The sequence below is a fragment of the Aestuariimicrobium sp. Y1814 genome, from assembly GCF_050113895.1.
Taxonomy (GTDB): Bacteria; Actinomycetota; Actinomycetes; order Propionibacteriales; family Propionibacteriaceae; genus Aestuariimicrobium.
On sequence record NZ_JBNJRW010000006.1, the window covers coordinates 22,810 to 43,616 of the forward strand.

Genomic DNA, 20,807 nt, shown 5'->3' on the forward strand with positions numbered 1-20,807 from the left:
GTCAGTTCCCCTTCACGATCTCGTTGAGGGCAGCCACGATGTCGGGGGTGTTGGCATTCGCGGCCTGCTCGAGCGCCTTGGAGATGCTCGGCGAGGCCTCGCCACCCATGACCCGCGCCACCGGGGCGTCCAGGTAGTCGAAGAAACGACGCTGGATCTCGTCGGCCACCCAGCCACCGTAGGAGGTGCCCTGGGCACCCTGCTCGACGATCACCACGTTGTTGGTCTTCTTGATCGACTCGCCGACGGTGTCCCAGTCGAAGGTCGCCTTGTCGAGCCAGCGCAGGTCGATGACCTCGCCGTCGACGCCGGCCTGCTCGACCGCGTCGAGGCAGCGCTGCACCATGGACAGGTAGGAGATGACGGTCACGTCAGCACCCTCACGACGCACGGCGGCCTTGCCGAAGGGCAGGACGAAGTCGAGGTCCTTGGGGGCCAGCTGCTCGGTCTTGTACAGGTCGGCGTCGTGCTCGAGCACCGCGACCGGGTCACCGGTCTGCATGGCGGCGTTGATCAGGCCGACGTAGTCCAGGGCGTTGGACGGGGCGATGATGCGGAAGCCGACCGAGGTGGCGAAGATGCCGGCCGGGTCCATCGAGTGCTGGGAGCCGTAGCCGGTGGTGGTGCCGATCTTCATGCGCAGCAGCATGGCCATCGGGTGCTCACCGCCGAACATGTGGCGGGCCTTGGCGATCTGGTTGAAGATCTGGTCGGCGGCGACCCAGATGAAGTCGGCGTACATCAGCTCTACCACCGGGTAGAAGCGGCCGTCCAGGGCGATGCCGCCACCCAGGCCGGTGAAGCCGGCCTCGGAGATCGGGGTGCCCAGGGTGCGGTCGGGGAAGCGGTCGGCCAGGTTCTTGGTGGCGCCACGCGAACCGCCCGACAGCTTGTGGACGTCCTCACCCATGACCACGATCTTGTCGTTGGTCTCCATGCGGCGGTTCATGACGTCGGCGACGACGTCGACGAACTTGCGCTTCTCGAGTTCAGCCTCGGTGAAGTCGGCGGTGTCCTTGACGGTCAGGCCCTCCAGGCTGGGCAACTCGCCACGGATGTTGACATCGATGAAGTCGGGCGAGGGCCACAGCTGGGGACGAATGCGCAGCGCGCCGGGCTTGCCGTCGGGGTCGGCCTCGGTCAGGCGGGCCGAGATGTCCTTGTTGGCCTTGACGCAGCGGGCGGCCAGGTCGTCGAGCTGCTCGCGGGTGGCGAGCTTGCGGCGGATGAGCTGCGCCTCGAGCAGCTGGATGGGGTCACGCTCGCGCCACTCGGCCTCCTCGTCCTTCGAGCGGTAGCCGAACGCCGAACCGGGGAACGGGCCGTTCTGGTGGAAGTAACGGTAGGTGTCGGCCTCGATGATGGCCGGGCCCTTGCCGGAACGCATGTGCTCGAGGGCCTGCTGGGTGGCCAGGTACACGGCCAGGGTGTCCTGACCGTCGACGCGCCAAGCGGGGATGCCGAAGCCGATGCCGCGGCTCGACAGGCGGGGCTCGCCGGTGGCCTCGAACACGTTGGTCGAGACGGCGTACTGGTTGTTCTCAATGAAGAACAGGGTGGGCAGGTCCCAGGCGGCGGCCAGGTTCATGGCCTCCAGCACCGAGCCGATGTTCGAGGCGCCGTCGCCGAAGTAGGTGACCGCCACGTTGTCGGTGCCGGCCTGCTTGTGCGACCAGGCGAAACCAGTGGCGAAGGGAACCGCACCGCCGACGATGGCGTTGGTGCCCATGGCACCCATTTCCTTCCACTGCAGGTGCATTGAGCCACCACGGCCCTTGCAGTAGCCGTCGCTGAGGCCGGCGATCTCGCTCATGGTGCGGTACAGGACGTCGACGACCTCGTCGCTGAACTCACCGTCGATGGTGAAGCCGTCGGGGTTGACGCCGTTGAAGACCTTGGCGAGGAACTGGTGGTGGCCGCGGTGCGAACCGTTGATCTGGTCGGCGACGACCAGGGGCAGCGCGGAGCCGACAGCACCGGCCTCCTGGCCGATGGACGAGTGGGCCGGGCCGTTGATCAGCTTCTGGCCGGCCAGGTTGAGCACCTCTTCCTCGAAGGTGCGGATGAGGTGCAGCTGGACGATGGCGTTCTGGAGCAGCGCGGGGTCGGCCGCGTCCCAGTCTGCTTGGGTCGTCTTGAGTTCCACCCAGGGGGTGTTCGGCTTCAAATTCTTGACGGTAGGCATGGATCCTTGTCCTCATCGAGGCGACATGCGCCTGGGTGTGCGGATGGCACCACCGGGGTGCCGACGTCGGTACGAAAGCGTTTCCCTTAAGCTTGAAGGACAAAACCTTGCTGATGTCCCGTTCCGACGGACAACTGGGAGTATACATGCCTATACATGTATGCACCACGCGTCGGCTGATGCGAGACACCGGCACGGCGACGAAGTTCCATCCACTTCTAGAGAAGGCGCCACGGTGGTAGTCGAAACCCTCAACCGCAAGTCCGCGGTCCCACTGTACGTGCAGCTCGCCGACATCCTGCGCACGAAGATCCAGCACGGCGAGTGGGAACCGGACGAGAAGATCCCCTCCGAGAATGAGCTCAACCGCATGTACGGGCTGAGCCGCATGACCGTGCGGCAGGTGCTCACCAACCTGGTCGACGAAGACCTGTTGTACCGCGTGCACGGCAAGGGCACGTTCGTCGCGCACCGCAAGATCTCGACGCGGTCCCCCTCCTACCAGGGCATCCGTGAGCAGCTCGAGGCCCAGGGCTTCGACACCGACACCGAGATCCTGAACGAGGACCTCTTTCCCGCCGATGCCCGGGTGGCGCGCCACCTCAACATCGAGCAGGGCGACAACGTCTACCGGATCCGTCGGGTGCGGCGGGTCGACAACTCCCCCATCTCGATCCACGAGAGTTTCGTCCCCGAGAAGCTGGCCCCCTCGCTGCTGTCGGCCGATTTGGCCAAGCAGCAGTTGTGCACCGTGCTGGAGCGCGACCACGGCCTGCGGATGGCGAAGGTGCAGGAGTCACTGGAGTCGGCGCTGGCCACCAAGTCGGAGGCCGAGGCCCTGGGTGCTCGCCCCGGCACCCCGGTGCTGCTGCTGCAGCAGCACATCCGCCATGACGACGGGCAGATGTTCGAGTTCACCAAGATCGTCTTCCGAGGCGACAAGGTGAAGCTGGAGTTCCACTACGACTTGTGAGCTTCGGGCTCACTCACCGGGGCAGGACGACGGCGTTGCTGCTCACTGAGGGTGACCCCTGCGCTGGCACTGATCACCAGCACGATCGCCACCCAGGAGCCGACGCCCAGGGACTGGCCCAGGACCAGGGCCCCGATGCCGGCAGCGAAGCCGGGTTCGAGGCTGAGCAGGATCCCGAAGACATTGCGCGGCAGTCGCCGTAGCGCGGCGAACTCCAGGGAGTACGGGATGACCGAGCCGAGCAGGCCGGTGAGCACGGCCAGGCCCAGCAGTTTGGCGTCGACCACCAGGGTCAGTGCGCCGGAGAACCCGATGGGGAGCATGGCCAGGGCACCGATGGACATCGCGACCGCCAGCGGCCCCTGGCCGGGCACCATCGACCCGACCCGGGCGCCGACCAGGATGTAGATCGCCCAGAAGGCCGCCGCCACCAGCGCGAAGAACACCCCCAGCGGGTCGAGGGACGTGGCGCCGCGGAAGGAGTCGAGGCCGAGCAGCGCCACCCCGGCCAGGGCCAGGCCGACCCAGACCAGGTCGCGGGCCCGACGGGAGAGTGCCGCCGAGAGCGCCAGCGGGCCCAGGAACTCGAAGGTGACCGCAATGCCCAGGGGTAGTCGCTGGACGGCGGCGTAGAAGAACCCGTTCATCCCACCCAGGGACAGGCCGAACAGGGCGAGCCACCGCCAGGTGTGCATCGTCCAGCCCCTGACCCGGGGGCGGGTAACGACCAGCAGGATCAGGGCCGCGCTCACCAGTCGGATGGCGCTGACCCCCCACGGGCCGGCCACCGGGAACAGCCCGTTCGCGATGGCGGCGCCGAACTGCAGGGACAGGCAGCTGCCGAGCACCATCAGCACGGCCACCGGCTGGTACCGGTGGCCGGCGGGCTGGGATTCGGTCATCGGGACAGTCTCCCACCACCGGCGGGTGTTCCCGAATCCTGCCCGCCACAGCCAGTTGCCCTAGAAAATTGCAGTTGCCCCCGTTCCGGAACGGGGGCAACTGCAATTTTGTAGGGCAAGTAGGGGTGCCCAGGGGCCGGGTCAGGACTGGCGGGTCTTCAGGGCGTCCTCGAGCGAGGCGAGGCTGATGACCCCGTCGTGGGTCAGGTCGGGGCCGGCCAGGGTGACGGCCGGGTCGTCCGACTCACCCAGGTAGTTGACCACGGTGGCGGCTGCCGGGAACGGGTCCTCGGTGGTGTAGTGGCTGACCGTCACGATGTGGGTGAGGTTCGCGTTCTCGGCTGCCTTGGCGCCGGCCTCGGAGTCCTCGATGACGACGGCCTGGTCCTCGTTGACGCCGAGGGCTTCCAGGGCCATCAGGTAGATGTCCGGGGCGGGCTTCTTGGCCTTGACCATGTCGCCGGCGAAGACACCGGCCATGCGGGCGCGGTTCTCCTCCCCGATGACCGAGGCCAGCACGGCCTCGACCGAACCGACGGCCGAGGTCGAGGCGACCGCGACCTGCCAGCCGGAGTCCAGGGCCTCCTCGATCAGGCGACGCACGCCCGGTCGTCCGGGCAGCTTGCCGGCCTCGACGATCTCGACGTAGGCCGCCGACTTGGCCTTGTGGAACTGCGCGATGCGGGCGTCCAGCTCTTCGCCCTGGCCCAGGTCGTGCTCGGGGTGCTGGGAGAGGTAGTGGCGCAGGCGCTCCTTGCCACCGCCGATCTTGAGCAGCTGGCCATACTCCTCGACGCCCCACTGGAAGCCCACGCCGGCGTCGGCGAAGACCTTGTTGAAGGCGACCAGGTGGCCGTCGAGTTCGGTGTCGGCGAGCACGCCGTCGCAGTCGAGGATCAGTGCGGGGCTCATGCCTGTGCCTTCCCAGCCGAACCGAACAGGTTGATGTGCTCGGTGACAACGGTCTTCATCGCCTCGATCTGGTCGGCGAAGAGCTTGACCGGCTCCCACTTGCCCGACTCCTCGGCGGCCTTCAGGTGGTCCAGCGCGCTGTGCATGTAGGCGAGCTTCAGCGCGGTGGAGATGTTGATCTTGGAAACGCCGGCCTTGATGAAGCGGTCGAACTCCTCGGCCGACAGGCCGGTGCCACCGTGCAGGACGATGCCGATGTCGGTCTTGGCGGCGAACTCCTCGACGCGCTCGAACAGCAGCACCGGGGAGGCCTTGTACAGGCCGTGGGCGGTGCCGAGCTGGGGGGCGATCAGGTCGGTGCCAGTGTCGGTGGCGACCTCGATCAGCTTGTCGACGGAGTAGCTGTGCTTGGCGGTGTCGGAACCGACGCCGTCCTCGACGCCGATGATGTTCTCGATTTCGGACTCGACCTCGACACCGGCGGCGTGGGCCTCTTCGACGACCTCACGGGTCTCGGCCACGGCGGCGTCCAGGTCACGGTCGGAGGCGTCGAACAGCACCGACGACCAGCCCTGCTGGATGGCCTCGGTGATCACGGCGCGGTCGGGGCAGTGGTCCAGGTGCAGCACGACGGGCACGTCGACCCGGGCGGCGGCGAGCTTGGCAGCGGCGGCAAGCTCGGCGGCACCGATGACCTTGAGGGTCTTGACGGAGGTCTGCAGGATGATCGGCGACTTGGCTTCATTGGCGGCGTCAACCACGGCGTTGAGCGAGAGCTGGTCGACGATGTTCACAGCCGGCACGGCGTATCCGCCGGCCTTGGCGGCCTTGGTCAACGCCTTGATGCTGGCGAAAGTCATGGGGGGCTCCTGGTGGGTTCGCGATGGGTTGGTTGAATCATACATGTATATACGAGTGCATACAACATGGCGTGATCTCCCGGACACCAGGGCTGCACCCGGGCCTGCGAACCTATTCGGACGACTCCGCGGACGACTCCTCGGACGACGCCTCGGCGGCCCTGACCCGGGCCTCGAGGGCGCGCAGCGCCTCCCGGCCCGCCTGGTCGGCATCGATGCCTTGGGCGTGGGCACGCAGGACCAGCTCGAGGATGCCCTCCCCCACCTCTTCGGCCGTCACCGGGTCGTCGGGCAGGTCGATCGGCACGTGGTGGTTGCGGGTGCGGCTGGCGACCTTGGTGGCCCGGGCGAGGACCGACAGTGAGTCGGCGATGCCGTCCAGTGCCGAGGTGCGGCCCTTCTCGAGGCGCTTGCGGGCCTCCCAGGTGCGGGTGGGGTCCTCGGGCACTTCGTCGGCGCCGAACACGTACGGATGACGCGCGACCAGCTTGTCGGCGATCCCAGCGGCGACGTCGTCCAGCGTGAAGCGGCCCTCCTGGTCGGCGATCTCGGCGTGGAAGTAGACCTGCAGCAGCAGGTCACCGAGCTCCTCGCGCAGGTCGGCGTCGTCCCCGGTCTCGATGGCGTCGACCACCTCACCGGTCTCTTCGACCAGGTAGGTGACCAGGCTGCGGTGGGTCTGCTTGGCGTCCCAGGGGCATTCGCGTCGCAAACGGTGCATCACCTGCTGCAGCCGCAGCAGTTCGCCACCGGCCGCCGACATCAGCCCTGGGAGTCGAGCGTCGCGGGGCCGACCTTGGACAGCGACCCGTTGGTGTGGCGCAGCGCCAGCTGCTCAGCGTCCCAGCTGCCCACCCGGGGGTTGACCCGCACGTCCATGGCGCTGATCTGCTCGATGCCCTCCTCGGCGCCGACCTCGGTGGCGGCCAGGAAGAAGATGCCGTAGTCACGCACGATCGGGCCGCAGCCCGGGTCGGCCAGGGCGGCTGCCATGTCCTCGTCCTCGGAGACCACGTCGCTCACCTGCCCGTCGGTGAAGGCCAGGTCGTTCTGCTCGACCAGGGCCTTGCCGATCAGCCCCTGCAGCACCATGGTGCGCAGCGCGGGGTTGGGGCTCGACGCGTCGAAGCCGAAGACCCCGGCGCAGGCGGTCTGGGCGTCCTGCAGTTCGTTCAGGCTGGCGCTGTGACCCTCGACCTCGAAGGCGGTGCTGCCCCCGGGCTGGGTGCAGCCGATCATGGTCAGGGCGGCGACGGCAGCCAGCGGGGCGGCAACGAATCGGGCCCGGCGAGAACGGGCGGTGCGTGGCATGGGTTTTCCTCCGCAGTGGTCCGGGATGGTGGCGATGCGACGATCCTAGCCAGTGGTGGCCTCGACCGGTTCGGGGGCCACCACCGGGAAGATGTCGGTGACCAGGGCGGTCACCCATTCCAGCAGTTCCTGGTCGGCCATCAGCCCGCTGGTCACCGAGGCCCGCGGACGAGGCACCAGGACCACATTGAGGGCCTTCTTGATCACGCTGCCGGGGTAGAGCCGCTCGAGCCGCAGCTGGCGCGACTCGGGCAGCTGGGCCGGGGCCAGGCGGACGTTCGTCCCGACCGTGGTGACCTCCTGGATGCCCCGCTCACGGCACAGCAGCCGGAAGGCCGCCACGTCGAGCAGCGCCTGCACCTGCTCGCCGAACTCGCCGTAGCGGTCACGCAGTTCGGTGGCCACCTCGTCGATGTCGGCCTGGTCACGCACTTCGGCCAGGCGCTTGTACATCTCCAGCCGCAGGCGTTCCGATTCGACGTAGTCGGTGGGCAGGTGGGCATCGATCGGCAGTTCGATGCGCATGTCGGCCTCGGGTTCGGTGTCCTCGCCGCGGAAGTTGCTGACCGCCTCACCGACCAGCCGGATGTACAGGTCGAAACCGACGTCGGCAATGTGGCCCGACTGCTCACCGCCGAGCAGGTTGCCCGCCCCGCGGATCTCGAGGTCCTTCATCGCGATCGCCATGCCCGCCCCCAGGTCGGTGTGGGCGGCCATGGTCGACAGCCGGTCGTGGGCGGCCTCGGTCAGCGGCTTGTCCGGCGGGTAGAGGAAGTAGGCGTAGCCGCGCTCACGCCCTCGTCCGACCCGACCACGGATCTGGTGCAACTGCGACAGGCCCATCAGGTCGGCCCGATCGATGATCAAGGTATTCGCCGTCGAAATGTCCAGGCCGGCCTCGACGATGGTGGTCGAGACCAGCACGTCGGCGCGCCGCTCCCAGAAGTCGACCATGATCTGTTCGAGCTGCTTCTCCCCCATCTGGCCGTGGCCGGTGACCACCCGGGCCTCGGGCACGAGTTCCCGCAGCCGGCGCGCGGTCTTCTCGATCGACTGCACGCGGTTGTGGACGAAGAAAACCTGACCCTCACGCGCGAGCTCACGGCGGATGGCGGCGACCACCTGCCCCTCGTCGTAGGGCCCGGCGAAGGTGAGCACGGGGTGGCGCTCCTCGGGCGGGGTGGCGATCTGGGACATCTCGCGGATGCCCGTGATCGCCATCTCGAGCGTCCGGGGAATGGGGGTGGCGCTCATCGACAGCACGTCGACATTGAGGCGCATCTTCTTCAGCGCCTCCTTGTGCTCGACGCCGAAGCGCTGCTCCTCGTCGACGATGACCAGGCCCAGGTCCTTGAAGGCCACGTCGCTGCCGAACAGGCGATGGGTGCCCACGACCACGTCGACCTTGCCGCTGGCCAGGCCGTCCTTGGTGCGGGCGATCTCGGCGTCGGTCTGGAAGCGGCTCATCGGGGCCACGGTCACCGGGAAGCCGGCGTAGCGCTCGGAGAAGGTCTGGTAGTGCTGCTGCACCAGCAGGGTGGTGGGCACCAGCACGGCCACCTGCTTGCCGTCCTGGACGGCCTTGAAGGCGGCGCGCACCGCAATCTCGGTCTTGCCGTAGCCGACGTCGCCGGAGACCAGGCGGTCCATGGGCACCACCGATTCCATGTCGCGCTTGACCTCTTCGAGGGTGGCCAGCTGGTCGGGGGTTTCGACGTAGGCGAAGGCGTCCTCGAGTTCGCGCTGCCAGACGGTGTCGCTGCTGAAGGCGTGCCCCTTGCTGGCCTGCCGGGCCGCGTAGAGCTTGATCAACTCGGCCGCGATCTCCTTGACGGCCTTGCGGGCGCGGGACTTGCGCTGGCGCCAGTCGGCCCCACCCATCCGGTCGAGGCTGGGGTTCTCACCGCCGACGTAGCGGGTGACCAGGTCGAGGGCGTCCATCGGGACGAACAGTCGGTCGCCGGGCTGGCCCCGCTTGGACGGCGCGTACTCGATGACCAGGTACTCGCGGGTGGCGCCCTGGACGGTGCGGGTGGTCATCTCGACGTAGCGGCCGACCCCGTGGTGTTCATGGACGACGGGGTCCCCGGGCACCAGCTCGAGCGGTTCGATCTGGTTCTTGCGCCGGGCCGGCATCCGCCGGGCGGACTTGTCAGCGGCTTGCCCACCGGACAGGTCGCCGGTGGTGAACACGGCCAGGCCGATGGCGGTGGCGCGGAAACCGTGCTGCTGGGTGGCGCTGACGATCGTGATCGTGTGCGCCTCGGGAGCATGATCAAGATCTTCGGCCAGGTGCGAGGGCAGGTCATGTTCGGCGAGCACCTCGTGCATGCGGGAGGCCAGGCCGGGGCTGTCGGCGGTGAGCACGACGCGCTCCCCCCGCGCCAGGGAGTCGGCCAGGTCATTGACGGCACCCTCGACGTCCCCGCGCCACAGCTCGGTCGCCACGATGGCGAGCTGGTGCGACTCGACGTCGTGGGGGTCGTGGGTGGGCTCTGGCTCGGGGGTGGGCTGGGTGTCACCGGCGGTGTCGGTGGTGTCGGTGGCGGTGGGCAGCACGAAGGGTGACAGGGTCCACCAGGACTGCCCGCGCGCCAGGGAGACGCTGCGCACCTCACCGAGCTCACGGTAGGCCGAGCTCGACACGTCGATGGGGGCGCGGCCCCCGCCGGCTGCCCCCGACCAGGACGCCTCGAGGAACTCACGGCTGGTGCGGACCAGGTCGATGGCGCGGCTGCGGACCAGCTCGGGGTCGCTGACCAGGACCAGGGCATTGGTGGGCAGCACCTCGACCAGCAGTTCCAGTCCGTCGACCAGCACCGGGGTGAGGGCTTCCATGCCCTCGACGGCCTGGCCCTCGGCGAGGCGGTCGAGCATGTCGACCAGTTCGGGGTGCTCGGGGATCAGTGCCTTGGCGCGGGCCCGGACCTCGTCGTTGAGCAGCAGTTCGCGGCACGGGCTGGCGGTGACCTGCTCGAGCACGGTGTCGGTGGAGCGCTGGTCGGCGACGGTGAAGGTGCGGATCTCATCGACCTCGTCGCCGAAGAAGTCGATGCGCACCGGGTGTTCCTCGGTGGGCGGGAAGACGTCGACGATGCCGCCGCGCACGGCAAACTCGCCGCGCCGCTCGACCAGGTCGACGCGGTTGTAGGCGGCCGCCACCAGTGCTTCGGCGAGGTCGCGCAGGCTCAGTTCATCACCGGTGCGGATCTCGACCGGCGCCAGGTCGGCCAGGCCGCGGGCCTGCGGCTGCAGGATCGAGCGCACCGCTGCCACGACGACCTTCGGCTTGGGCTCGGTGGAGTTGCCGACGATGCGGCGCAGTACGTGCAGCCGGCGCCCGACGGTGTCGGAGCGGGGGCTGAGGCGTTCATGCGGCAGCGTCTCCCAGGCCGGGTAGTAGCAGACCTGGTCATCGCCGAGCCAGGACTGCAGGCTCGCGGCCAGGGCTTCGGCCTCGCGGAAGGTGGAGGCCACCACCAGGGTCATCCGGTCGGTGCTGGCGGCCAGGGTCGCCGCGATCGCCGCCCGGGAGCTCGCGGGGGTGGTCAGGTCGAGCGCGGGCGCGCCAGCCCGGGCCTGTTCCACGGCCTCGGCCAGTTGCGGATCGGTCGCGAGCAGGTCCACGAGTCCGGTAAGAGTCACCAGAAGAGTTTAGGTGATCGGCGCAGGGCCCTCCGCCACCCGCTACCTGCCCGCCCCCCATTCGGCGGATGCGCAGGTTTCTGCACGGAATCTTCGCCACCAGTGAAGGAAGTGTGACGGAACCTGCGCAAGCGCGGACGTCAGGGGGCCCCATGCCCGAGGTGGTCACCAAGGCCCTCCGTCGCCTGGGTCGGGAGCGTCAGCGGTAGCTACTCGTTGGCGTCGGTGGCCACCTGGGACAGGGCATGGACGAGCTTCTGCAACTCCCGGGCCTGCTTGGTGCGCAGCCGGATGGTCCGCACCGTGCCGCGGGCCACCACCCGTTCCGAGCGTTCCTGGTCGACCCAGCGGCGGCCCACGACCTCCCCCACGCCGAACTTCTGCAGGCTGTCCTCATCGGCCATCAACTCCGCACGGCCCTCGATGATCACGTGCACGAACTGGGTGCCCGCCTCATCGACGATCACCTCGCCGTCGGTGAACCGCATGTGGTGCAACTCGAAGTCATCGGCATCAGAGACGCTCATCTCGACGGCATCACGGCCCACCAGCGGCCAGATGGTCCAGTCGGCCAGCAGCCTGAGCTTGCGGTCCCAGGTCGGGACGTAGCGCCACAGCAATGAGCGCCACATGACCCAGGCCAGGAAGCCGGTGAACTCGCGCCCGTAGAGTTCGGCGATCGCGCTGCGCCGCCCGAGTGAGGCCCCCTGCCCGAAACCGGCGAAGCCGAACTTGTCGGGCTGCTGGCCGCGCGCCCACCGCAGCGTGTTGCGGGCCACCAGGGCACCCTGCTGCAGCGCGAAGATCGCCACCGCCGGGCAGGTGCCCCCGCGTGGGTGCGGGACCACGGCGCAGTCACCGGCCGCCCAGACGCCCGGATGCCCGGCCACCTGGCAGGTCTCGTCAGTGACCACCCGCCCGTTGGCTGACAGCGGCAGCCCCGGGACCTGCGCCACCACCGGGTGCGGTTTGGCGCCGATCGCCGAGATCACCGTGGTGGTGGGGATCGCGGGGGCATCCCGCAGTTGCACCGAGAACGGGGTCACCCCGGTGACCCGCTCGGCATCGACCAGTTCCACGCCCAGCTGCTTCAGCCGACCGGTGGCATAGGCCACCAGTCGGGGGTGGTTGGTGCGACCGCTGGGCCCGAGTTCGGGTAGCACCGCCTCACCGGGGTGGACGAGCACGACCCGCGGGTCCTCAGCCCCGACCCCGGGGTAGATCTTGCGCAGCAGCCGGGCGTAGTCGCTCAGCTCGCCGGCCAGCTCGCAGCCGGCGTAGCCACCACCGGCCACCACGAAGGTGAGCAGCCGTTGCCGTTCGGCCGCATCGTCGGTGTGGTCGGCCTGCTCGAAGCGGTTGACCAGGTGGTTGCGCAGCCGGAAGACGTCGTCGAAGGTTTTCATCATGAACGCGTGTTCGGGCAGGCCCGCGAAAGTCTCGTGCCGGTCGGCGGTGCCGATGCCGATGACCAGTTGGTCATAGGGCAGGCTGCGCCGGCGACCATGATCATCTTCAATGTCGACGGTATGCGCTTCCAGGTCGACGCCGGTGATCTCGGCCACCAACAAGCGAGCCGGGCGCACCATGCGGCGGGCCGAGTTGAGGATGGTGTGCGGCGAGATGCGGCTGGTCAGCATTTCCCCGATGAAACCGTGCCAGACCTGGTAGTTCTCCCGGCTGACGACGGTGACTTCGACCCCGCCGCGCCGGATGGCCCGGCGCAGGCCACGGGTCACGGTGATGGCCACGTAGCCACCCCCAAGCACCACGATCCGGTGGGTCATGTCTCACTGTGCACCCTCGACGGCGCGGCTGTAAATGCCCACTGCCTGTGAATACCCGGCGTCGACCCCAGCGCCGCCGCCAAAGGATCAGGTGTTGAACTTGTTCTGCGCCGCGGGCAAGCCCTCGTTGATGAGGGTCTCGATGGCATCGCAGGCGCGGGCGGCCTCGACCAGCACGTCTTCCCGCAGCTTCGAGGGGAACGGCTGCAACACGTAGTCCGAGGCGGCCTGGCGCCCGGGCGGGCGGCCAATGCCGTAACGCACCCGGTAGAAGTCCCCGCTGCCCAGGTGGGCGCGGGTCGACTTCAGTCCGTTGTGGCCGTTGTCCCCGCCGCCGAGCTTGAGGCGCATTTGCCCGAAGTCGATGTCGAGTTCGTCATGGACGACGATGACCTGCTCGAGCGGGATCTTGTGGAACGAGCACAGCGCCCGGATGGAACGCCCGGACTCGTTCATGTAGGTGCGGGGCTTGGCCAGGACGACCTTGACAGCGTCCCCGACGGCACCGAAGCCGGTGGCCCCGAGCCGGGTCTCGGCCACATCGGCGTACATGCCGCGCGGCGCGGAGAACGAGGCGTTGCCCCGCCTGGCTGCCTCGTCCGCCACCAGGAAACCGACGTTGTGACGGGTCGCGGCGTAGGCGGGGCCCGGGTTTCCGAGCCCCGCCACCAGCCAGGGTGCCGTCATGACGCGATCACCTGAGTCCTGCTCACTCCTCTTCGGCAGCAGCCTCGGCCTCGCCGGCCTCGGACTCGGGAGCGTCGTGCTCGATGCCGGCCTCGGCCTCAGCCTCGGCCAGCTCGGCATCCAGCTGCGCCTGGGTCGGGGCGTTGGTGATGTTGACCACCAGCAGCTCGGGGTCGCCGTCGACCTCGACGCCCTCGGGCAGGGTGACCTGGCCCTGCAGGATCTGGGTGCCGGCCTCGAGGCCCTCGATCGAGATCTCGATCTCGCCGGGGATGGCGGTGGCCGGGGCGAGCACGGTGATCGCGGTCAGCTCCAGGCCGACCAGGGTGGTCGGGGCGGCCTCGCCGACCAGGCTGACGGGCACCTCGACGGTGACCTTCTCGCCACGCTTGACAATGACCAGGTCGACGTGCTCGATGGAGCCGCGGATCGGGTCACGCTGCACCTGCTTGGGCAGGGCGAGCTGGGCCTCTTCGCCGGGGATCTCGATCGACAGCAGGGCGTTGGCGGCGCGCAGGGCCAGCAGGGTGGCGTGCCCGGGCAGGGCGATGTGGACGGGATCGGTGCCGTGGCCGTACAGGACGGCGGGCACCTGGCCGGCGCGGCGCAGGCGACGGGCAGCGCCCTTGCCGAACTCGGTGCGGGTCTCTGCGTTCAGAGTGATTTCTGCCATGACTTCTTCCTCAACCTCGACATTGGATGGCTCGCGAGGGAGGGCGGACAAACTCCTGGTGGAGCTCGTCGATCACGGACAGGCGTCCCTCGCCAAGCAGCCCAGCCATCCTAACGGTCGGCGCGCGGGGCGAACAAATCCGGCACGGGGATTTTCAGGCGGGTTCGGTGACGTCGGCCACCTGCGCCTGCAGCACCTCGATGACGTCGTCACCGGCCATGGTGGCGGCCACCCCGTGGGCCCCGGCACCCAGCGAGACGGTGCGTCCCCGCATGGTGGCATCGGCCACCACCGGCCAGGCGGTGAGCGACCCGAAGGGGGTGATGGTGCCGCGCTCGTAACCGGTGGCCTCGCGGGCCGTGGTGGCATCGGGCATCGAGAGCCGGTTCACGCCCAGCAGCTCACGCAGCTTGGGCCAGCTGATCTCCCGGTCGCCGGGCACGAGGACGAACAAGTAGTCGCCCTCGCTGCGGCGCACGACCAGGCTCTTGATGATGTCGCCCGGCTCGACACCGCGGGCTGCGGCGGCCTCGGCCAGGGAACCGACTCGTCCGTGCCGGGTGATGGTGAACGCGGCACCCGAGGCCACCAGGGCGTCGTGGGCGCGCTGCTCGGGGCTGGGTTGGCTGGTCACCCGGCCCGGCCTCAGGCCTGTCCGTTGAACAGGCTGGTCACCGAACCGTCCTCGAAGACCTCGTGGATCGCCTTCGAGATCAGCGGGGCGATCGAGAGCACCGTCAGCTTGAGGATGTCGACACCGGGCGGGGTCGGCAGGGTGTTGGTGACGATGATCTCTTCGAACGGGGAGTTGTTCAGCCGTTCGGCGGCCGGGCCCGACAGGATCGGGTGAGTGGCCGCGGCGATCACCTTGGCCGCGCCGCGCTGCATCAGCGCCTCGGCGGCCTGGCAGATGGTGCCGGCGGTGTCGATCATGTCGTCGACCAGCAGGCAGGTCTTGCCGACCACGTCACCGACGACCTCGTGCACGTCGACCGTGTTGGCCTTGTCGGGGTCGCGGCGCTTGTGGATGATCGCCAGCGGGGTGTGCAGCCGGTCGGTCCACATGTCGGCGAGGCGCACTCGTCCGGCGTCGGGAGAGACGACGACCAGGTCCTCACTCGAGCTGTACTTGTTGCGGACGTAGTCGGCCAGCACCGGCAGCGCCCACAGGTGGTCGACGGGGCCGTCGAAGAAGCCCATGATCTGGGCGGCGTGCAGGTCGACCGCCATGATGCGGTTGGCGCCGGCGACCTTGAACATGTCTGCCACCAGCCGCGCCGAGATGGGTTCGCGTCCGAGGTGCTTCTTGTCCTGTCGCGCGTAGGGGTAGAACGGTGCGACCACGGTGATCCGCTTCGCGGAGGCCCGCTTCAGCGCATCGACCATGATCAACTGTTCCATCAGCCATTCGTTCACCGGGGCACAGTGCGACTGGATGACGAAGGCATCCGAACCACGCACCGACTCCTCGAAGCGGACGTAGATCTCACTGTTGGCGTAGGCCAGTGACCGGGTGGGCACCAGCGGGACGCCCATCAGGTCGGAAATCTCCTGGGCAAGTTCAGGATGGGCGCGCCCCGCGAAGAGCTTGATCTCCTTGTCATTGGGGCGCTTGACACCAGTGGTGGTCGTCACTGCTGGTCCTCCGGACGGTTGGTCTGGGCGTTCACATGGATGGTCTCGGCGTCGATCAGGATCGCACCGGGCTGAAGAACAGTACCGCTCTCGACCTCGACACCGCCCACGTAGCTCAGCGGCGCGACGGTGGTGTTCTCACCGATGGTGGCGTTGCGGACCGCCACAAAACCTGCAGCGGTGGTGTGCTCCCCGAGGACGGCGCCGGGGCGCAGGTGGGCGTAGGGCCCGACCACGGCGCCGGCGCTGACCACGGCCAGTTCGGCGTGGCTGCGGATGATGGTGGCGCCCTCCCCCACCTCGACGTCACGCAGGGTGGTGTCGGGGCCGATGGTGGCGCCGGTGGCGACCGAGGTGGCGCCGGCCAGTTGGGTGTTGGGCAGCAGGGTGACGTCCTGGGCCAGGTCGACCTCGGACTCGATCCAGGTGGTCGCCGGGTCGAAGACGGTGACCCCGGCACGCTGCCACTTCTCGACGATGCGGCGGTTCATCTCGGCGTTCATCCGGGCCAGCTGCACCCGGTCGTTGACGCCCTCGGTCTGCCACAGGTCGTCGATGATGTGCGCGCCGACGCGGTGGCCCTCGGCGTTGGCGATGGTGATGACGTCGGTCAGGTACAGCTCGCCCTGGGCGTTGTCGGTGTTGAGGTTGGCCAGGCCGTGGCGCAGCACCTGCGCGTCGAAGACGTAGATGCCGGAGTTGATCTCTTGCACCTCGAGCTCTTCGGGGCTGGCGTCCTTCTGTTCGACGATGCGGGCCACCCGGTCACTATCGCGGATGACGCGACCGTAGCCGGTCGGGTCGGTGATCACCGCGGTCATCACCGTGGCCTGGTTTCCGGCCTCGCGGTGGGCCTGGACGAGTTCGGCGAGCGTCTCGCCGGTCAGCATCGGCACGTCACCGTAGGTGACCACGACCTCGCCCTCGATGTCCTCGAGCCCGGTCAGGCCGCAGCCGACGGCGTGCCCGGTGCCGCGCTGTTCCTCCTGGACGGCGGTGCGGACCTCGGGGGCGATCTCACCGAGGTGCTCCAGAACCTGTTCGCGGTTGTGGCCGACCACCACGACCAGGTTCTGCGGGTCGAGCGCCGAGGCCGCCGAGACCGCGTAGCTGAGCATGGTGTGCCCGGCGACCCGGTGCAGCAGCTTCGACAGGGACGACTTCATCCGGGTGCCGCCGCCGGCCGCGAGCACGACGACGGCGGCGACGGGCTGCGCTCGTCCGGGGTCTGGGGTGGTCGGGTCCTGGGGTGGCTGGGTCACGGGGTCCTCCGCTTCACGGCTGTACGGGCTGCCGGACTGGCGCTGCCCACTCTAGTGGTTCGGCACCTCGGCGAAGTCAGCCAGTGGGGGGTGGTGCGCGACGAGGTCGTCCAGCACCTGGCAGGCCAGCGGGTAGGAAGCGACCAACGGGTGGTGCAGCAGCGCGAGCAGCGCGTGGCGACGTGACCGGGTGAGGGCGGCGGTGATGGTGGTGTTCTCGACGTACTTGGCGTTGGTGACGATGCCGCGGGCGTGCGGCCACAGGTCGTCGACCGGCAGCGGGTGGACCCCGTCGCCGTCGACCCGGCAGGGCACCTCGATGACATCGTCGTCGGCCAGGCCGGCGATGGTGCCGCGGTTGGCGACGTTGAGCACCAGTTCGGCGGGCCGGTCGTTGGCGATGGCACCCATGATGGCCAGGGCGACCTGGTCGTAGCCGCCGGTCTGCAGGTCGGCCTGGTCGCGTTCAAAGGAACCGGCCGCCTCCCGGTTGCTGGCCATGTAGGTCTGTTCCCGGTCGAGCCGCGTCGCCTCCCACAGGGCGTGGGCGCCCGGGGCCCCACCGAGGGCGGCGACCGCGTCGTAGAAGCGGCCCTGCTGTTCCTGCAGGTAGGCGCCACGGGGGGCGGCTGCATGCAGGTCGGCGGCCAGCGCCTCGCGGGTGAAGTAGTAGAAGTGCAGGTACTCGTTGGGGATCGCCCCGAGGGTCTGCAGCAGTGGCGTTCCGAACAGCCTGCCCTCTTCGAAGGTCTCGAGCAGGTCGGCCCGCTCCAGCAGCAGCGGCAGCACGTCGGTGCCGTCGACGTGGAGCCCCCGCAGCCAGCCCAGGTGGTTCAACCCGAGGTAGTCGAGTCGGACGCGGGGCTCAGCGGTGGTTCCGGCTGGCCCGGTCGGCCCGGTGGCGCCCGTGCCGACGGGGCCCAGGTCGTCGGGGACGAGGCCGCCGAGCTGCAGCGCACCGAGCGCCCGCCGGGCCAGCCCGACCGGGGAATCGCAGATGCCGATGACCCGCTCGCCCAGGCCGTTGCCGTCGCGGCCGTGGCGCATCACCTGGGTGATCACCCCGGCGGGGTTGGTGAAGTTGATCACCCAGGCGTCGGGGGCGTGGGCCTTGACGGTATCGACGAAGTCGAGGGCCACGGGGATGCTGCGCAGGGCGTAGGAGATGCCACCGGCACCGACCGTCTCCTGCCCGATGATGTGGTGGTCGAGGCAGATCCGTTCGTCGGTGGCGCGGGCTGCGGTGCCACCCACCCGCACGGCCGAGAAGACAAAGTCGGTGCCATCGAGGGCTCGTCCGAGGTCAGTGGTGGAGACAACAAGCGGGGCGTCGGGGGCGCCGTCGGCGAGTTCGGCCAGCACCTGGGTGATGGCCCGCAGGCGCAGACGGTCGGTGTCGTGCAGGCGGACCTCGGTCACCCGCCCGGGCAGAGTGTCGGCCATCAGTGCGCGGTAGACCAGCGGGACGCGGAAGCCGCCACCGCCGAGCAGGGTGAGTTTCACCCCCTCAGCTTGCCACCAACTGTCGCCCCATTTCAGGCTGGTGACGGGTCGTGCAACAAAGCTCCCCGGGTAGGAGTCGAACCTACGTCGCTTGTCCTGATTCAAAGTCAGGCGGGCCCTGCCGGCAGACCAACCGGGGAATGTTGCCGGCCACTGGCCGAGCAACAACGACACTCTACGGAATGCGCGCACGGAAAGCATGTCGGCGATGACACGCCGCACCGGGGCGGCCTTTGGCGCCGGCCCGCCCGATCGGGGAGACTGACCGGGTGACCCACCAGCCCGATTCGTCCCTGCCCAGCGCCCGGCCCGCGTCGGGGCAACGGACGAACGGCCAAGCACTCCCCCGGGCCCGACGCGTCCGGGTGCGGATGACCAGCGCCGAGCGCCGCGAGCAGTTGATCGAGGTGGCCAAGTCGCTGTTCGCCGCCAACGGCGTCGAGGGCACCTCGGTCGAAGAGATCGCGGCCACCGCCCAGGTCTCCAAGCCCGTCGTCTACGAACACTTCGGCGGCAAGGAGGGGCTCTACGCGGTGGTCGTCGACCGCGAGTCACGCAACCTGCTCGATTCCATCCGCACCTCGATCATGGTCCAGGGCAGTTTCCGCGAGCTGATCCAGCGTGGTGCGATGGCCCTGCTCGACTACATCGACACCGAACCCGACGGCTTCCGGATCCTGGCCCGTGACTCCTCGGTGGGCAGCAGCGGCGGTTCGTTCGCCAGCATCCTCAGCGACATTGCCGCCAAGGTGGAAGACCTGCTGGCCCGGCCGTTCGCGCGGCAGGGCTATGACCCCGCCTTCGCGGGCCTGTACGCCCAGGCGCTGGTCGGGCTGGTCGCCATGGCCGGGCAGTCCTGGCTCGACGTGCGTGAGCCCGCCAAGGAAGTGGTCGCCGCGCACGTGGTGAACCTGGCCTGGAACGGCATGCGCAACCTCGAGTTCGAGCCCGGGCTGATCGACACCGACCCCCCGCACCCGACCGACTGAGCCCGACTCGCCCCCTACTGCTGGGCCGCCGCCTGGGCCAGCAGCAGGACCCGCAGGTCGTCCCCGATGCGTTCGAGCCGCTCACTCGACAGCGACCCGAGCAGCGACTCCTCGGTTGCGAGCAGGCTGTCCAGCGCGGCATCGACACGCAGCTTGCCCTGCTCGGTGAGCACCACCAGCACACCCCGGCCATCCACCGGGTGGCTGTCGCGGACGACGAAGCCGCGCTCGACCAGGCGGTCGACGCGATTGGTCATGGTGCCGGAGGTGACGTGGGTTTCCTTCAGCAACTGCCCGGGAGTCAGGTGGTAGGGGTCCCCGGCCCGCCGCAGGGCGGCCAGCACGTCGAACTCCCAGATCTCCAGGCCGTGCTCGGCGAAGGCGCTGCGCCGCGCCATGTCCAGGTACTGCTCGAGGCGTTTGACCCGTGACCACAACGCCATCGGTTCCAGGGGCAGGTCGGGCCGCTCACGACGCCAGGCAGCAATCAGTTCATCCACTTCGTCCTGCATGCCCTGCATTCTTTCACGGAATCTCTCCACGTCGAGAAACCCCCCTGGGCTCAACTGACCGGCCGCGCCCCCGGCACCGGGCCCACCGCCCGGCGCACCGACCACACCGCCGGGTGAGTCTTCAGGTGGCCGGCCAGGTCCATGGCGACCTCCTCCGACCTGACCAGGAAGGCGCAGGTCGGCCCCGAACCCGACAGCACGGCGCCCAGCACGCCGAAATCACGACCGTGGTCGAGCACCGACCCCAGTTCGGGACGAAGGCTGATCGCCGGCGCCTGCAGGTCGTTGACCAGCGCCCCGCCCACCCCGGCCACGTCGCCGGTGGCCAGGCTGTTCATCAGTTCGGTGGGGATTTCGGTGCTGGGTTCGAGCTCACCGGCGGCATGCATCTCGTCGAAGCGTCGGTACACCTGGGGCGTGCCGAGTCCGTCGCGGGCCATCGCCAGCACCCAGTGGTAGGAGCCGCGGCTGATCATCGGCACCAGCTCGGTGCCTCGTCCGGTGCCGCGCGCGGTGCCACCGATCAGCGCGAACGGCACGTCGCTGCCCAGTTGGCTGGCGAGTTCGTGCAGGTCCTGGGGCTGGGTGTCGAGGTCCCACAGCATCGCGCAGGCCAGCAGCGCCGCGGCGGCGTCGGCCGACCCGCCGGCCATGCCACCGGCCACCGGAATGGTCTTCAGCACCGACATCAGGGCGCCAGCGTCGACCCCGTAGCTCTCGCGCAGCAGTTGGGCGGCCTTGACGGCCAGGTTCGCCTCGTCGCGCGGCAGTGTTTCGGCGCCCTCGCCGCGCAGCTCGACGGTGATTTCGTCGGCCGACCTGGCCTCGATGTCGTCGTACAGCGAGACGGCGTGGAAAACCGTGCCGATCGGGTGGAAGCCGTCCTCGGCGAGGGCCCCCACCTTCAACGCCAGGTTGATCTTGGCCGGAACCCTGACCTTCACCCGGCCCAATCCTGTCTCTTGCACCCG

General features: G+C 69.0%; 18 protein-coding genes and 1 tRNA gene. 2 read left to right on the forward strand and 17 right to left on the reverse strand.

The features are described from left to right. Position 1 precedes the first annotated feature (1 nt). A complete protein-coding gene (locus ACQE3C_RS08390; RefSeq protein WP_434538737.1) occupies positions 2–2,185 on the reverse strand; it encodes an alpha-ketoacid dehydrogenase subunit alpha/beta in 2,184 nt (727 codons plus the stop codon). Between the two features lie 235 nt (positions 2,186–2,420). Here ACQE3C_RS08390 and ACQE3C_RS08395 point away from each other — a divergent pair, with 235 nt between their 5' ends. Next, entirely contained in the window at positions 2,421–3,158 is a 738-nt protein-coding gene (locus ACQE3C_RS08395) for a GntR family transcriptional regulator (protein ID WP_434538738.1), read from the forward strand. On the opposite strand, the gene ACQE3C_RS08400 is transcribed toward ACQE3C_RS08395, so the two are convergent. The 14 genes from ACQE3C_RS08400 to ACQE3C_RS08465 all read right to left on the reverse strand — a co-directional run bounded on the left by ACQE3C_RS08400 (position 3,146) and on the right by ACQE3C_RS08465 (position 18,475). After that, positions 3,146–4,060, reverse strand: coding sequence for an EamA family transporter (locus ACQE3C_RS08400; protein WP_434538739.1), 915 nt, complete (start codon positions 4,058–4,060; stop codon positions 3,146–3,148). The two genes, ACQE3C_RS08395 and ACQE3C_RS08400, sit on opposite strands and share 13 nt — an antisense overlap. Positions 4,061–4,201: 141 nt before the next feature. Next, a complete protein-coding gene (locus ACQE3C_RS08405; RefSeq protein WP_434538740.1) occupies positions 4,202–4,972 on the reverse strand; it encodes an HAD-IA family hydrolase in 771 nt (256 codons plus the stop codon). Then, complete coding sequence (locus ACQE3C_RS08410; protein WP_434538741.1) at positions 4,969–5,832, reverse strand: class II fructose-bisphosphate aldolase; 864 nt, start codon at positions 5,830–5,832, stop codon at positions 4,969–4,971. Before ACQE3C_RS08410 ends, ACQE3C_RS08405 begins: the two co-directional genes overlap by 4 nt. 112 nt (positions 5,833–5,944) lie before the next feature. Then, positions 5,945–6,595, reverse strand: coding sequence for a MazG family protein (locus ACQE3C_RS08415; RefSeq protein WP_434538742.1), 651 nt, complete (start codon positions 6,593–6,595; stop codon positions 5,945–5,947). Further along, entirely contained in the window at positions 6,595–7,143 is a 549-nt protein-coding gene (locus tag ACQE3C_RS08420; protein WP_434538743.1) for a hypothetical protein, read from the reverse strand. The genes ACQE3C_RS08415 and ACQE3C_RS08420 overlap by 1 nt, the downstream gene beginning before the upstream one ends. A 45-nt stretch (positions 7,144–7,188) precedes the next feature. Then, positions 7,189–10,791, reverse strand: a complete 3,603-nt coding sequence (gene mfd / locus ACQE3C_RS08425) for a transcription-repair coupling factor (protein WP_434538902.1) — start codon at positions 10,789–10,791, stop codon at positions 7,189–7,191. Positions 10,792–10,997: 206 nt separating this feature from the next. Next, a complete protein-coding gene (locus tag ACQE3C_RS08430; RefSeq protein WP_434538744.1) occupies positions 10,998–12,575 on the reverse strand; it encodes an NAD(P)/FAD-dependent oxidoreductase in 1,578 nt (525 codons plus the stop codon). A gap of 87 nt (positions 12,576–12,662) precedes the next feature. Continuing rightward, on the reverse strand, positions 12,663–13,262 hold the full coding sequence (gene pth / locus ACQE3C_RS08435; protein WP_434538745.1) for an aminoacyl-tRNA hydrolase: 600 nt from the start codon (positions 13,260–13,262) through the stop codon (positions 12,663–12,665). A 22-nt stretch (positions 13,263–13,284) separates the two neighbouring features. Continuing rightward, the gene (locus ACQE3C_RS08440; RefSeq protein ID WP_434538746.1) at positions 13,285–13,935 is read right to left on the reverse strand and encodes a 50S ribosomal protein L25/general stress protein Ctc; all 651 of its coding nucleotides are present in this window, start codon (positions 13,933–13,935) and stop codon (positions 13,285–13,287) included. Positions 13,936–14,089: 154 nt separating this feature from the next. After that, on the reverse strand, positions 14,090–14,569 hold the full coding sequence (locus ACQE3C_RS08445) for an aminoacyl-tRNA deacylase (RefSeq protein ID WP_434538747.1): 480 nt from the start codon (positions 14,567–14,569) through the stop codon (positions 14,090–14,092). 11 nt (positions 14,570–14,580) lie between these two features. Then, the gene (locus ACQE3C_RS08450) at positions 14,581–15,570 is read right to left on the reverse strand and encodes a ribose-phosphate diphosphokinase (protein WP_434538748.1); all 990 of its coding nucleotides are present in this window, start codon (positions 15,568–15,570) and stop codon (positions 14,581–14,583) included. Continuing rightward, entirely contained in the window at positions 15,567–16,832 is a 1,266-nt protein-coding gene (gene glmU, locus ACQE3C_RS08455) for a bifunctional UDP-N-acetylglucosamine diphosphorylase/glucosamine-1-phosphate N-acetyltransferase GlmU (protein ID WP_434538749.1), read from the reverse strand. Before glmU ends, ACQE3C_RS08450 begins: the two co-directional genes overlap by 4 nt. A gap of 51 nt (positions 16,833–16,883) precedes the next feature. Beyond that, complete coding sequence (locus ACQE3C_RS08460; RefSeq protein ID WP_434538750.1) at positions 16,884–18,335, reverse strand: 6-phospho-beta-glucosidase; 1,452 nt, start codon at positions 18,333–18,335, stop codon at positions 16,884–16,886. Between the two features lie 61 nt (positions 18,336–18,396). Next, positions 18,397–18,475, reverse strand: a tRNA-Gln gene (locus tag ACQE3C_RS08465). Positions 18,476–18,706: 231 nt separating this feature from the next. Between ACQE3C_RS08465 and ACQE3C_RS08470 the strand changes: the two genes are divergently transcribed. After that, on the forward strand, positions 18,707–19,324 hold the full coding sequence (locus tag ACQE3C_RS08470) for a TetR/AcrR family transcriptional regulator (RefSeq protein WP_434538903.1): 618 nt from the start codon (positions 18,707–18,709) through the stop codon (positions 19,322–19,324). A 14-nt stretch (positions 19,325–19,338) separates the two neighbouring features. Here the strand turns inward: ACQE3C_RS08470 and ACQE3C_RS08475 are convergent, their stop codons facing one another. Both ACQE3C_RS08475 and ACQE3C_RS08480 read right to left on the reverse strand, forming a co-directional pair. Then, positions 19,339–19,836 (reverse strand): MarR family winged helix-turn-helix transcriptional regulator, encoded by a 498-nt coding sequence (locus ACQE3C_RS08475; RefSeq protein ID WP_434538751.1) that lies wholly within the window; start codon positions 19,834–19,836, stop codon positions 19,339–19,341. A gap of 50 nt (positions 19,837–19,886) precedes the next feature. Further along, positions 19,887–20,804: a 4-(cytidine 5'-diphospho)-2-C-methyl-D-erythritol kinase gene (locus ACQE3C_RS08480; protein WP_434538752.1), complete on the reverse strand. Its 918-nt coding sequence runs from the start codon at positions 20,802–20,804 to the stop codon at positions 19,887–19,889. Between the last annotated feature and the right edge of the window lie 3 nt (positions 20,805–20,807).